10 protein-coding genes are annotated in these 13785 nt (G+C 73.4%); 6 read left to right on the top strand and 4 right to left on the bottom strand.

What is annotated here, in order from left to right; translation table 11 throughout:
* Positions 1 to 270: 270 nt before the first annotated feature.
* The 5 genes from leuS to OO48_RS14350 all read left to right on the top strand — a co-directional run bounded on the left by leuS (position 271) and on the right by OO48_RS14350 (position 10020).
* Entirely contained in the window at positions 271 to 3144 is a 2874-nt protein-coding gene (gene leuS / locus OO48_RS14375; protein WP_033215972.1) for a leucine--tRNA ligase, read from the top strand.
* 414 nt (positions 3145 to 3558) lie between these two features.
* Positions 3559 to 4317 (top strand): hypothetical protein, encoded by a 759-nt coding sequence (locus OO48_RS14370; protein WP_033215970.1) that lies wholly within the window; start codon positions 3559 to 3561, stop codon positions 4315 to 4317.
* A gap of 118 nt (positions 4318 to 4435) precedes the next feature.
* A complete protein-coding gene (locus OO48_RS14365) occupies positions 4436 to 5389 on the top strand; it encodes a DegV family protein (RefSeq protein WP_033215968.1) in 954 nt (317 codons plus the stop codon).
* Between the two features lie 715 nt (positions 5390 to 6104).
* Positions 6105 to 6749 carry a ComEA family DNA-binding protein gene (locus OO48_RS14360; RefSeq protein ID WP_245194641.1) on the top strand — a complete coding sequence of 215 codons (645 nt, stop codon included), beginning with the start codon at positions 6105 to 6107 and terminating at the stop codon, positions 6747 to 6749.
* Between the two features lie 412 nt (positions 6750 to 7161).
* A complete protein-coding gene (locus OO48_RS14350; RefSeq protein WP_051732120.1) occupies positions 7162 to 10020 on the top strand; it encodes a ComEC/Rec2 family competence protein in 2859 nt (952 codons plus the stop codon).
* Positions 10021 to 10179: 159 nt separating this feature from the next.
* On the opposite strand, the gene OO48_RS14345 is transcribed toward OO48_RS14350, so the two are convergent.
* Positions 10180 to 10443, bottom strand: coding sequence for a hypothetical protein (locus OO48_RS14345; RefSeq protein WP_051732119.1), 264 nt, complete (start codon positions 10441 to 10443; stop codon positions 10180 to 10182).
* Positions 10444 to 10590: 147 nt separating this feature from the next.
* Here OO48_RS14345 and holA point away from each other — a divergent pair, with 147 nt between their 5' ends.
* Entirely contained in the window at positions 10591 to 11586 is a 996-nt protein-coding gene (holA, locus tag OO48_RS14340) for a DNA polymerase III subunit delta (protein ID WP_033215965.1), read from the top strand.
* 66 nt (positions 11587 to 11652) lie between these two features.
* On the opposite strand, the gene OO48_RS14335 is transcribed toward holA, so the two are convergent.
* From OO48_RS14335 to OO48_RS14325, 3 genes are all read right to left on the bottom strand, one after another.
* On the bottom strand, positions 11653 to 12285 hold the full coding sequence (locus OO48_RS14335; protein ID WP_033215963.1) for a hypothetical protein: 633 nt from the start codon (positions 12283 to 12285) through the stop codon (positions 11653 to 11655).
* 743 nt (positions 12286 to 13028) lie between these two features.
* Positions 13029 to 13292: a 30S ribosomal protein S20 gene (rpsT, locus tag OO48_RS14330; RefSeq protein WP_033215962.1), complete on the bottom strand. Its 264-nt coding sequence runs from the start codon at positions 13290 to 13292 to the stop codon at positions 13029 to 13031.
* A 167-nt stretch (positions 13293 to 13459) separates the two neighbouring features.
* A complete protein-coding gene (locus tag OO48_RS14325; protein WP_033215961.1) occupies positions 13460 to 13765 on the bottom strand; it encodes an antibiotic biosynthesis monooxygenase family protein in 306 nt (101 codons plus the stop codon).
* Positions 13766 to 13785: the final 20 nt, after the last annotated feature.

Below are 13785 nucleotides of genomic sequence, written 5' to 3'. Positions count from 1 at the left end.
GGCCGGGCCGAGTGGGCTGGGCGGGTTGTGCGGGGGCGGGGGCGTGGGGTCGTGCGGGAGCATGGGCGGGGGGTTGACGTGGTGAGGCGAAAGGGGGTTGAGGGGGTGCGGTACCCTGAGCCCATGCGAACTGTGCGCCTGCTTCTTAGCCGGCCGCGCTGACCAGGACCGGCTTGAGGGCCGGAGTCGGCGTGGCATCCCCTCCTGCGGAGGGGTTTTCTGCTTTCTGCGGCCTGTTCGCTGACTGATGACGATGGAGCCTGAAGGACCATGAGCGAGACGACCCCCGCTTCCGGCGCGGCCGAAGCCGCCACCGAGCCTTTCCGCTACGGCGCCGCGCTGGCCGCCGAGATCGAGTCCCGCTGGCAGGACCTGTGGGAGAAGGAGGGGACGTTCAACGCCCCCAACCCGACCGGCCCGCTGGCCGACGGGACGTCCGTCGCCACGAAGCCGCACAGCTTCATCATGGACATGTTCCCGTACCCGTCGGGCTCCGGCCTGCACGTGGGCCACCCGCTGGGCTACATCGCCACCGACGTGTACGCCCGCTACCAGCGGATGACCGGCCACAACGTGCTGCACACCCTGGGCTACGACGCCTTCGGCCTGCCCGCCGAGCAGTACGCCGTCCAGCACGGCGTCCACCCGCGGGTGTCCACCGAGGACAACATCGCCAACATGCGCCAGCAGCTGCGCCGGCTGGGCCTGGGCCACGACTCGCGCCGCTCGATCTCCACGATCGACCCGGACTACTACCGCTGGACGCAGTGGATCTTCCTGCAGATCTTCAACTCCTGGTACGACGAGGACGCGGCCAAGGCCCGCCCGATCGCCGAGCTGGTCGCCCAGTTCGAGTCCGGTGAGCGCGCGGTGCCGGGCGGACGTGCCTGGGCCGAGCTGTCCGGCGTGGAGCGCGACGAGGTGCTGGGCGATTACCGGCTGGCGTACTCCAAGGAGGTGCCGGTCAACTGGTGCCCCGGCCTGGGCACCGTGCTGGCCAACGAGGAGGTCACCGCGGACGGCCGCTCCGAGCGCGGCAACTTCCCGGTGTTCAAGTCCAACCTGCGCCAGTGGATGATGCGGATCACCGCCTACGCGGACCGCCTGATCGGCGACCTGGACCTGCTGGACTGGCCCGAGGCGATCAAGCTGCAGCAGCGCAACTGGATCGGCCGCTCCGAGGGTGCCCGGGTCGACTTCGCCGTCGGCGGTGACACCGTCACCGTCTTCACCACCCGCCCCGACACCCTGTTCGGCGCCACCTACATGGTGCTGGCGCCCGAGCACGCCCTGGTCGACACCATCGTCCCGGCCGAGTGGCCGGCCGGCACCCGCGAGGAGTGGACCGGCGGTGCCGCCGACCCGGCCGCCGCCGTCGCCGCGTACCGGGCGGCCGCCGCCGCCAAGTCCGACGTGGAGCGCCAGGCCGACGCCAAGGTCAAGACCGGCGTGTTCACCGGCGCCTACGCGACCAACCCGGTCAGCGGCGAGCAGATCCCGGTGTTCATCGCCGACTACGTGCTGATGGGTTACGGCACCGGCGCGATCATGGCCGTCCCGGCGCACGACAGCCGCGACTTCGCCTTCGCGCAGGCGTTCAACCTGCCGATGCGCTGCGTCGTCCGGCCCACCGACGGCCGCGGCGAGGACCCGCACACCTGGGACGACGCCTTCGACACCTACGACTCGGTGCTGGTCAACTCCGAGCGCGACGGCATCTCGCTGGACGGCCTGTCCGTGGTCGACGCCAAGGCCCGGGTCACCGCCTGGCTGGCCGAGCAGGGCATCGGCGAGGGCACCGTCAACTACCGACTGCGCGACTGGCTGTTCAGCCGCCAGCGGTACTGGGGCGAGCCCTTCCCGATCGTCTACGACGAGACCGGCGCGATGCACGCCCTGCCCGAGTCGATGCTGCCGGTCGAGGTCCCCGAGGTCGACGACTACTCGCCGCACACCTACGACCCGGACGATGCCACCTCCTCGCCGAAGACCCCGCTGTCCCGCAACGAGGACTGGGTCAACGTCGAACTGGACCTGGGCGACGGCCCGAAGACCTACCGCCGCGAGACCAACACCATGCCCAACTGGGCGGGTTCGTGCTGGTACGAGCTGCGCTACATCGACCCGGTCAACTCGGCCTCGGTCGTCGACCCCGCCAACGAGGCCTACTGGATGGGCCCGACCGCCGAGAAGCCGGCCGGCGGCGTCGACCTGTACGTCGGCGGTGCCGAGCACGCGGTGCTGCACCTGCTGTACGCCCGCTTCTGGCACAAGGTGCTGCATGACCTGGGCCACGTCTCCTCGGTCGAGCCGTTCCACAAGCTGTTCAACCAGGGCATGATCACCGCCGACGTCTTCCGCGACGACCGGGGCTTCCCGGTGCCCGCCGCCGAGGTCGAGGAGATCGGTGACGAGTTCTTCTGGAACGGCGAGAAGGTCCGCCGTGAGGCGGGCAAGATGGGCAAGTCGCTGAAGAACGCGATCGCCCCGGACGAGTTCGCCGACGAGTACGGCGCGGACACGCTGCGCCTGTACGAGATGTCGATGGGCCCGCTGGACGTCTCCCGCCCCTGGGACGCCCGCGCCGTGATCGGTTCCTACCGCTTCCTGCAGCGGCTGTGGCGCAACATCGTCTCGGAGGTCACCGGCGAGCTGGTGGTCACCGAGGAGGAGCCGGACGAGGCGACGCTGCGCGCGCTGCACAAGGCGATCGACGGCATCCGCGGCGACATGGCGGGCATGCGGTTCAACACCGCCGTGGCCAAGGCCATCGAGCTGAACAACTTCCTGGTGAAGCGCGGCTCCACGCCTCGGTCGGTGGCCGAGCAGATCGTCCTGCTGATCGCCCCGCTGGCGCCGCACATCGCCGAGGAACTGTGGCGCCGCCTGGGCCACGAGCAGTCGCTGGCCTTCGCGGACTACCCGGTGGCCGACCCGGCGTACGTGGTCGACGAGACCGTGACCTGCGTCGTGCAGATCAAGGGCAAGGTGAAGGCCCGCCTGGAGGTCGCGCCGTCCATCTCGGACGCCGACCTGGAGGCGCTGGCCCTGGCCGACCCGGCCGTGGTCGCGGCCATCGGCGGAGCCCAGGTGCGCAAGGTCATCGCGCGCGCGCCGAAGCTGGTGAACATCGTCACCGGCTGACAGGACCCCGGCCGGCGCACCGTCGGCCAGGCAGGGCCGGTCGTCCCCGTCACGGGACGGCCGGCCCTCCGCCGTTCCCGGCCGCGGCCAGGTCGGCGGGCGAGCCCGGTCGTGGGCCCGACGGCGGGCCCGAGGACTGGTCAGTGGGCGGGCGAGCGGGCGGGTCGACGGGCGGCTCGACGGGTGGAGGAGTCGGAGAAGGGCGAACAAGATGGCTCCGTTCTTCGTGCGGACGTGTCATGGGGTATCGGGGGGATCGCTTGGGGGAGATCCCTGAGCTGTCCCTGATCTCGGGCGTGAGGAGCGCTCGCGGCCTGCTGCCGACCGCCGCTCCGGGCTACGGTGGAAGTCCGGCGGACAAGCGGACCGCACCCGGCGGTCCAGTACCGGTCACGGGCGGAAGGTGGGCTCCCGATGGAAGCGCTCGGTGTGGTGATGGCTCTGGTCGCGCTGTTCGGGGTGGCGTTGCTGGTGATGGTCGTGGTCGGGACGGTGAAGGCGGCGAAGTCGGTGGCGGCCAAGGTCGACCGGCACAGCGCCAACGCCCAGCGGGCGGTGGAGAACGCAGCCCTGAAGGCGAAGAGCATCGCCAGGCCGGGGGAGCAGGGCCGGATCGCCGCCCTCCGACTGTCCCTGCGCACCGCGCTGGACTCCACCCGCCAGGTGCTGCAGACCGGCCTGCCGCAGGACGGCCAGCTCACGGACGCCCTCCAACTGCTCACCCGGCTCGACTCGCACGCGGCGGAACTCGACGCCGAGCTCCGCATGCTGGAGCGCGAACCGGCGAGCAGCCGGGTCGTCGCCAAGTTCCCCGAACTGCGCGAGCGCGCCGAGCGGATCACCCACTCCGCGGACTCCCTGCGTTGGGCCGCCCAGGACCGGATGCGCCGCTTCGCCGACGACGAACTCGCCCGCCTCGGCAAGGAGTGCCAGGACGAGGCCGGAGCCCTGCGCCACTGGACCCCGTCCGAGCCCGCTGCCGCTGATGGAACGGACTCCCCGGGCGCCGCGGCTCCCACCGCCTCCGCAGAGGCGCCCGCCGACCGCCGGAAGGGGCTCGGCTCCGCCCGGCCGACCAGCGCCGAGGAACTGCTCGGGCTGGCCGCAGAGCCGCTCTCCCGCCTCGCCGACCGCCTCCGCAAGCCGAACCCGGCGGGACCCGACCGTCCCTGACCCCGCGTCACTGGACGGTTGCTCTCCGTGCTCGGAGGAGTTACCCGCCGCATTCGGGGTCAAACCATCGAATGCCGAGCGCTGTCGTCCCGGCCCGGCGGCGGGTAACCTCCGGCTCATGCCCGGCCACCTCGCACTTGTCACGGATTCCACCGCGTATCTGCCCCAGGAGGCGGTTGACCGGCACCGCATCCGGGTGGTGCCGCTCAGTGTCGCGGTCGGTGACGAGGTCTTCGCGGAGGGCGTCGAGATCTCCCCGAAGGACGTCGCCGAGGCCCTGCGTTCCCGGCAGCGGGTGACGACCTCCCGGCCCAGCCCCGAGACCTTCGCCGCCGCCTACCGGGCGGCCGCCGAGGCCGGTGCGCGCGGCATCGTCTCGATCCACCTGTCGGCCGAGCTCTCCGGCACCGCCGAGGCGGCCCGGCTGGCGGCCCCGGCCGTGCGGATCCCGGTCCGGGTGGTCGACAGCCGACTCGTCGGTATGGCGCTGGGCAGTTGCGTCCTGGCCGCGGCGGAAGCAGCCGAGGCGCTGGACGCGACCCGCACCGGTTCGGAGCTCGCTGCCGGTTCGGAGCCTGCTGCCGGTTCCGCCGGAGAGGGTGGGGCGGCCACCGATGCCGCCGAAGCGGACCTCGACCTGGTGGTCGCCGCTGCCGAGGACCGGGCGGCCGGGACGGCGGGCTTCTTCTACGTCGACACCCTGGAACACCTGCGGCGAGGGGGCCGGATCGGCACCGCCCAGGCGCTGGTCGGCTCCGCGCTGGCGGTGAAGCCGCTGCTGCACCTGGCCGGAGGCCGGATCGAACCGCTGGAGAAGGTCCGCACCGCCTCCCGCGCGATCGGTCGGCTCGAAGAGATCGCCGTCGAGTACGCCGGGCAGCGGCCGGTCGAGGTCACCGTCCACCACCTGGCCGCCGAGCACCGGGCCGAACCGCTGGCGGAGCGGCTGCGGGAGCGGATCCCCGGCCTGAAAGAGCTCTACGTCAGCGAGGTCGGTGCCGTCATCGGGGCGCACGTCGGTCCCGGCCTGCTGGCGGTGGTGGTTTCTCCGATCATCGCTTCGTCGTACTGAATCCGGCTGGAATCACTCGTTCGAGCGACAAGAGTTATCCACAGCCCCGAGTTGTCCACAGGGGCGGACCAATTCTCCGACGGGCCGTCAACGTCGTTCTACTGTCCTCGCCATGAGGACCGCCACCACACTCCAGGCCCGTCGACGCCAGGCCGCCGAGAGCGCCCGAGCCCGCCTCGGCCGACTCCTCCCGGCGGACCCGCCCATCGATTCCGACCCTCTCGAACCGCCCTTCGTGGGCACCGCTGGTCCGTCGGTGCGACCAGCGCACGGCACGGGTGCCGACCCTGACGAACGGCCGGCACCCGGATGCGGCAGCAGCGCCTCCCCCGACCCGCCCGAACCGGGGCACGCGGCTGATCCGAACCCGCCGCGAGCCCCTGACCCGCCGTCTGCGCTGTCGGCCTCGCGCGTCCTCGCGATGTACCGGACGCCCGAACTCCCCGCATGCCCGGGGCCGGCCGTCGCTGAGGGAGCCGACGGCCCCCATCCGGACCCCCTCCCCGCCCCCGTGACCGGCAGCGCGGAAGCCCTCGGCCGGGGGAGAGCCGATTCACCGCCGGAACGGGACCCTCCCGGAGGAATGCCCGCCCCCGTCGAGGCCGCTTCGCCGAAACGGCCCGTAGCACCCCGCCTCCCCGGCAGCGGCCGAACCGACGCGCCATCGGACCAGGACCCCATGCCAGAACACCCCTCAGCCCCGAGCCCTGCCGCCTTGTCCCACACCACCCTGCCGAAACTGCCCCTGCGGCTCCGCCTCCCAGCCGCGTTCGCCCTCGACCGCCGGGCCGTGCTCGGTCTGACCGTCCTGCTCGTGCTCGCCACGGGCTACGCCGTCCAGCACTTCTGGCTGGGCCGGCCGCACCCCGTTCCCGTTCCGACCATCGCCATGGCCGAAGCCATTCCTGACCGGCCCGCAGAAGGAGCACCGGCACCCCAACCGACCGATCCGTCCCTCGTCATCGACATCGCCGGGAAAGTCCAGCACCCCGGCCTGCGAACCCTCCCCGCGGGTTCACGGGTCGCGGATGCCCTGTCCGCCGCAGGCGGACCGCTCCCCGGTGCCGACACCAGCTTCCTCAACCTCGCCCGCCCCCTCACCGACGGAGAGCAGATCCTCGTGGACACCGGCCCCCTCCCCGGGGCCGCAGCCCCAGCCGGGCCCGCGGGCCCCGTGAGCCTCAACCGCGCCGGCGCGGACCAACTCGACTCGCTCCCCGGCGTGGGGCCCGCACTGGCCCAGCGAATCCTCCAGTACCGCCTCACCCACGGCCCCTTCCAGTCGGTCGACCAACTCCGCCACGTCCCGGGCATCGGCCCGCGGAAGTACGAAGACCTCAAGCCGCTCCTGACCCTCTGACCTGCTGACCCGCTCGCCGCCCTGCCAGGCGATTGCCCGTGCACCTCCCACTGCGGAGAGGGGGCCCCCGCCGCCCGCATCCGCGCTCTGTCCGGGCCCGCCCTCACGGCGAGGCCGCCACCAACACCGTTCCGCCGTTCGGAGGCCACCCCTGGAACCAGCCCTCGCCAACCGACCCGATGCGACCGCGACCAGCGCCTCGTGCCAGGAACAACCGCCGCACAGAGCTGGGCACCGAAGCCTCAGCCGCCTCGTATCGCCGCCGCCCGTGCGACGCGGAGCCGGGCCCCGCCGGCACGTCCTTCCGGCCTAGGGGCGTGCCAACCGGCTCCTCAGCCAAGGGGGTCGAACCCAGGGAAAAACCGCATGCCTCACCGACCGTCCACCGCCCATGCCGAGAGGAGGCAGTCCGATGCCGGCCGCAACTGCCGCAGTCCACTACCGAACCGACTACCGGCTGCTCCTCCCGGCCTGCACGGCCTGGGCGGTCAGCGCCGCCGTCCTCGGTCTGGATCCGGACCGGCATCCGGCACTGCTCGTGGCCGCCTTGGCGGCCACAGCGGCCTCCCCCGTCCTCCTCGCCGCCAAAGGACCCCGCCGTTCGATCCACCGCCTCGCCGCCGCCGTCCTGCTGACCGCCGCAGCAGCGGCCACCACCACCGTCCTGCACACCGCCGACCTGCACCGGGGACCACTGCCCGCGCTGGCCCGTCCACCCGTACCGCCCTCCGCCGCACCGCCGGCCGAGACCGGGCAGCGGGCTGACAGCGACGGCGACGGCGACGGCGACGGGCGGAGTGCGGCGGAACAGCCCGAAGGAGAGAGACCCGCCAATCCCGAGATCACCGTGGAGTTGACCGTCACGGGCGATCCGAAGCAGCACGGTTCGCACACCCGGGGCAGTTCGCTGTCCCGACCGACGCTCACCATCCCCGCCCTCGTCACCCGCGTCCGCACCGCCCCCGTTCCCCGCGGCGGCCCCGCTCCGCCGTCCACCGCCACCCGTACGCCCGTCACCCTGCTGATCCGCTCCCAGGAGGACTACCCGTGGCAGCGGTTGACCCCCTCCACCGGACTGGAACTGCGAGCCGAGGTACTGCCGGAGCGGGCGCCGGCAGCGGGTGGGGCGGGAGGGCCCCGCACCGGTACCGCGGCGCTGCTCGTCCCGCAGGGGCCGCCACGCGTCATCGCGCCGCCGAACCTCCCGCAGCGTCTCGCGGCCCACCTCCGCAAAGGGCTCCGCGACGCTTGCGACCACCTGCCACCGGACATCCGGGGGCTGCTCCCCGGGCTGGTGGTGGGAGACGTGTCCCGGCTGCCAGACGACCTGTCGGACGCGTTCCGGGCCACCGACCTCGGCCACCTGGTCGCGGTGAGCGGAGCCAACCTGGCGATCGTCCTGGCCGTCCTGGTCGGCGGGGCGCCGAGCGATCCCGACGCGCCCGGCCGAGGCGGCCTGGCCGGGCTGCTGGGCCTCTCGTTCCGCACCACGGCACTGCTCGGGACAGCACTGACACTGGCGTTCGTCACCGTCTGCCGGCCGGACCCGAGCGTGCTCAGAGCCGCCGCCACCGGGCTGATCGGACTGCTGGCCCTGGCCACCGGCCGACCCCGGCGAGGAGTTCCGGCGCTGGCCGGTGCGGTACTGATCCTGATCCTGGTGGACCCGTACCTGGCCCGCTCCTACGGGTTCCTGCTCTCCGCGCTGGCCACCGCCGGGCTGCTGGTGCTCGGCCCGAGATGGACGGCGGCGCTCCGGGCACGCCGCTGGCCGCACCATCTGGCGGCGGCGGTCGGCGCCACCGCGGCGGCACAGGCGTTCTGTTCGCCGGTCACCATCCTGCTCGCACCCCGGGTCAGCCTGGTCGGGGTGCCGTGCAACCTACTGGCCGAGATCGCGGTCGCCCCCGCCACCCTGCTGGGATTCGCGGCGCTCGTGATCGCGCCGCTCTGGAAGGGGGCGGCGGAGTTCCTGACGGACCTCGCGGCGCTGCCGGTCGGCTGGCTGGTCGCCGTCGCGCGGCACGGGGCGGAGCTTCCGGGAGCCGAACTCGCCTGGCCCGCCGGGCCGTTCGGTGCGGTCCTGCTGGTCGTGGTGATCGTCTCGTTGGCCTGGGCGGTACCGCCGCTGCTGGCCGGCCACCGGTCCCGGAGCCGGAAGACGAGGGCACTGGTCGCGCTCGCGGTCGCCCTCCTGCTGCCGGTGGTACTGCTGCGCCCGGCCTCCGTCGTCCGGTTGGCGACCGGTTGGCCCGCACCGGGCTGGCGGTTGGCGATGTGCGACATCGGGCAGGGCGACATGACTGTCCTGCCCGTCGAGCCGGGGGCCGCCGTGGTGGTGGACGCCGGGCCGGACCCCAAGGCGGCCGACGCCTGTCTGCGCAGCCTCGGGGTGACCAGGATCCCCGTGCTGATCCTCACCCACTTCCACGCCGACCACGTGGAAGGTACCCCCGGGGTGCTGCGGGGCAGGTCGGTCGGGGCGATCGAGGTGACAGGCACGGCCGAGCCGGCCGGCGAGCAGGCCCGGGTGCTCCGCTGGGCGGCGACCGGCGGCATCCCGGTGGTGCGCGCGCAACGTGGCGAGCGGCGCACCGCCGGAGCGGAACTGTCCTGGGAAGTCCTCTGGCCGGCCTCGCCCCCGGGCCCCGAGGCGGAAGGGCCGAACAACTCCAGCATCGCCATCCTCGCCGCACTCGGCCCGCCCACCGCCCTGTTGCGGGTCGCCCTGCTCGGCGACCTGGAATCCCCGGCCCAGGCCGCTGTGCTGGCGCTCGGCGCACCGCCTCACCCTCTGTCCCCGCCCCCGATCACGTCCCCGGCTCCGACGCCGACGCCGACGCCGACCCTGACTTCGGCCCTGGCTCCGGTTCGGCTGCCGGAGAATGATTCGGCCACCGGTGAGCCAACTCCCCTGTACGGAAGGAGGAATGACCCTGCGGTGCGGTCGGGGGAGGCCGTGGTGGTCGACCGGAGCGCGCTTCGGAGCGGTCCGGGTCCGCCGAGGGCGGGGAGGGTGGACGTCCTCAAGGTGGCGCACCACGGGTCGGCGAACCAGGACTGGACGCTGATGGCGGCGCTCCGCCCGAGGCTGGCCCTGATCTCCTGCGGGGCGGGCAACCCGTACGGGCATCCGGCGCCCCAGACCGTGGCCGGGCTGCAGGCGCTCGGTGCGGCGGTGGTCCGGACCGACCGCTCCGGGGACATCGCCGTTCTCGGAGACTCGCGGAGCATGGCCGTGGCGGCGCATCCGCAGCCGGTGCACGGGTGACCACGCACCGGGTGGCAGCCAGGGCCGGGTCGGGCTGCCGGTTCGAGGCCGGGGCCGGGGCAGAAACGCCCGCCCGAAGCAGGTGGGGTCACCTCGTTCGGGCGGGGCCAGGGTACGCATCGAGGAGGGGCGGGTGGTCGGAGGCGGGTGGGGAGAGCGTCAGCCCTGCTCTCGCCAGCCGTCCTGTTCGGCGACCAGCTGGTCGAGCTGGGTCAGCAGTCGGGCATTCCAGCCCTCGTCCTCGGGGGCCTCCACCACCACCAGCCACTGGGCGTCCTCGGCGTCGTCCTCCCCGGCGAGGGAGTCCCTGACCACCTCGACCTCGCCCAGTTCGGGCCAGCGCGCACTCAACTCCTCGGCGATCTCCTCCGCCGCATCGCGGTCGGGGAGGACGAGCAACTGACGGTCATTGTTCTCGATCACGTCATCATTCTCCTCAGCCCTGGGGCCGGTACGGCATCGGCCCCGCCATCCGAAGAGGGCGGGCGGGGTGCGGACGGGGACGGCCGGGAGCAGGGAGGGGGCCGTGGTGCGGTGGGCTGTCGGCGCGGCGTGCGATCCTGGTGGGCGATGGCCAGGAAGAGTGCACCCGATGACCTGCTCGCCCCGCTGACCGTCGCGGTCGGCCAGGAAGAGCTGCTGCTCGACCGCGCGGTGGCCGCGGTGGTGGCCGCCGCGCGGGCCGCCGACCCGGAGACGGACGTCCGGGATCTCGCGCCGGGCGCCCTGCAGCCGGGGCAGTTGGCGGAGCTCACCACTCCCTCGCTCTTCGCGGAGCGGAAGGTCATCGTGGTCAGGGCCGCACAGGACCTCTCGGCCGACTCGGTCAAGGAGGTCAAGGCGTACCTGGAGTCGCCGGCCGAAGAAGTGATCATGGTGTTGGTGCACGCGGGCGGCGCCAAGGGCAAGGGGCTGCTGGACGCGGCGAAGAAGATGGGCGCCCGGGAGGTCGCCTGCGCGAAACTCACCAAGGCGAGCGAGAAACTGGCCTTCATCCGCAACGAGTTCCGCACCCTGGGGCGGGCCGCCAGCCCCGAAGCCTGCCAGGCACTGCTGGACTCCCTGGGCAGCGATCTGCGGGAACTGTCCGCCGCGTGCAGCCAGTTGACCGCGGACGTCGAAGGTCCGATCGACGAGACGTCGGTCGCCAAGTACTACAGCGGTCGTGCCGAGGCGACGGGCTTCGAGGTGGCCGACCTCGCGGTGACCGGACGGGCCGCCGAGGCGCTGGAGCGGCTGCGCTGGGCCCTGGCCGTCGGCCAGCCGCCGACCGGCATCACCTACGCGCTCGCCTCCGGCGTCCGCAGCATCGGCCGGCTCGCCTCCGCGGGCCGCAACATGCGGCCCGGTGACTTGGCGCGCGAACTCGGCATGCCGCCCTGGAAGATCGACCGGGTGCGCCAGCAGATGCGCGGCTGGACCGGTGACGGCGTGGCCGCCGCGCTGACCGCCGTCGCCGAGGCCGACGCCGCGGTGAAGGGCGGGTCCGACGACCCCGCGTACGCGCTCGAACGCGCCGTCGTCGCCGTCGCCCGCGCCTCCCGGGCAGGCTCCCGCCCCTACTAGCCCGGCCCCCGGCCCGTACCGGCCCCCGGCCCGTACCGGCCCAGCCCCACCCCGTCGCCGGGGCGGTCAGGCCGGGGAGCCGCCGAGGCCGCGCAGCAGGTCGCGGGTGTCGGAGACGAGGGCGCTGCGGATCCGGTCGAGGTCGGGAGCGGTGGTCCGGCCGTCCTGGTAGGAACCGGACCAGCCCGCGTAGCAGGTCATGCCGCCCTGTCGGACGTACAGGACCTGGGTGAGGTGGTGCCGATCGGGGTCGTTGCGGTCCGGGTCGTCGAGGTAGCCGAGGTAGGCCTCGTCGCCGAGTTCGGACACCGGGCTGATCAGGTACCTGCGCTGGGCCAGGCCCTCGCGCTGAGCGCCGAACTCGGGGCGCGGGTCGACCCGGTGGTGGAGCTGCACCTGCAGGTAGAGCGAGTAGTGCTCGGGGTCGCCGTCGGTCTTCGCGCGGTACTGGCTGCAGTACATCTCGTCCAGCACCCGGTGGCGCGTCGTGTAGTGGTACGGGCTGCCGGACGGGGACGGGTACAGCCGGCCGAGGGCGGGCAGGGCGGCGGTGGCGCACAGGTCGTCGGAGACCCGGTAGCCGCGCGGCGAGGGGGCGGACGGCTCGCCGAGGGTGCCGCGCACCAGCGGCGGCAGGGTCAGCACGGCGACCGACCGCACCGCGGAGGCCAGTACCGCGCCGCCGACGCCCCACCACACCCCGCGCCCCCGTTTCCGGCGCCGTCCCCGTCTCCCCCCACCGGCCCCGCGTCCCCCGGCCTCGCGCCGCCCGGCCCGGCCGTCCCCGCCCGCCGAGGTGCAGATCCCGCCGCCGTGCCGCCCGGCGGGCCCCGCCGTAGGCCGGTGACCGGGCTCGTGACCGGGCTGGTGACCGGGCCCGTCTACCGGCCCGGCGGTCACGGCCGCGGCCGCCCCGGCGGCGGGGCCGTACCCCGGAGGCGGCGGAGGAGGCGGAGGCGGAGTCGTCATCGTTCCCCTGCGTAGTCGAGCGGGCACGGAAGGTGCCACGCACCCTACCGCCGCCGTCCGGTCGGAGCCGATTCCGCGCGGGTGCGCGGGTTGACGCCCGTCACCCGTTCAAACGACCCGACAGGGCCGTCGGGAAAGGCCGGGCGTCGGGCCTCGGGGAACGGGAGCCGGGGAATGTGAGCCGGGGAACGGGCGGGGGCCGAAACGCCGACTGCCCGCCCGGAGGACCGGGCGGGCAGTGGGGGCGGGGGCCCGGAACCGGGCGCTCTCGCCGTGGAGCTTGCTGTACCGCACCCGCGTGGCGAACGCAGGCCGCGTGCGGTACGGGTCGTGCGGCTCGTCGGGACTCCGGGTAGAGGGCCGGGGTGCCGGGAGCGGTGGTCGGTGGGGGCGGGTAGAGGGCCGCTGGTCCGCGCCGACCGGGGTGGCGCCGGAGCGCCGGGTACGGCCTGGCCGTACCGGGAGGAGCTGGATCAGGCGGCGGCGTTGACGCGCTTGGTGATCGCCGACTTCTTGTTGGCGGCCTGGTTCTTGTGGATGACGCCCTTGCTCACGGCCTTGTCGAGGGCCTTGGAGGCGGCGCGGGCCAGCGCGGTGGCCTTCTCGGTCTCACCGGCGGCGGCGGCCTCGCGGGCCTTGCGCAGGGCGGTCTTCAGCGAGGACTTGACGGCCTTGTTGCGCAGGCGCGCCTTCTCGTTGGTCTTGTTGCGCTTGATCTGGGACTTGATGTTCGCCACGAATGAGCCTCAGTCTGTATGAATCGCTTGCTACGACGGGTCGCACTCCGGTCGCCGCTCGGGCCAGCTGAGAGGGCATGCCGAGGGCGGAGTGCAGCCGCCCACGCTACCAGGGCCGTCCCGGTCGGCCCAAACCGGGCCGCCGGAGTCCCGTGGCTGACGGCGGATCAGGCGGTGAGCAGCGGCTCGCCGTAGTGCTCGACGGTCGGGAACGGGTCGTAGAAGCGGTGCAGCAGTTCGCGCCAGCGCCCGTACTCGGGGGAGCGGCGGAAGCCCTCGGTGTGGTCCTCCAGGGCGTCCCAGCCGACCTGCAGCAGGAAGCGCGAGGTGCTTCCCCCGTCCAGGCAGCGGCGCAGTTCCAGGGAGCGGAAGCCGCGCTGGGCGGCGATCAGCGGGCGGGCCTCGGCGAAGGCGGCGAGGAAGGCCTCCTCCTGGCCGGGGCGGACGTCGAGCAGTGCGCTTTCCAAGATCATGGAGTGATCGTTCCGCACAG

The organism is Kitasatospora phosalacinea, assembly GCF_000716545.1.
Lineage (GTDB): Bacteria > Actinomycetota > Actinomycetes > Streptomycetales > Streptomycetaceae > Kitasatospora > Kitasatospora phosalacinea.
The sequence above is the reverse complement of the archived record's forward strand: the minus strand, read 5'-3'. Positions and strand labels throughout refer to the sequence as shown.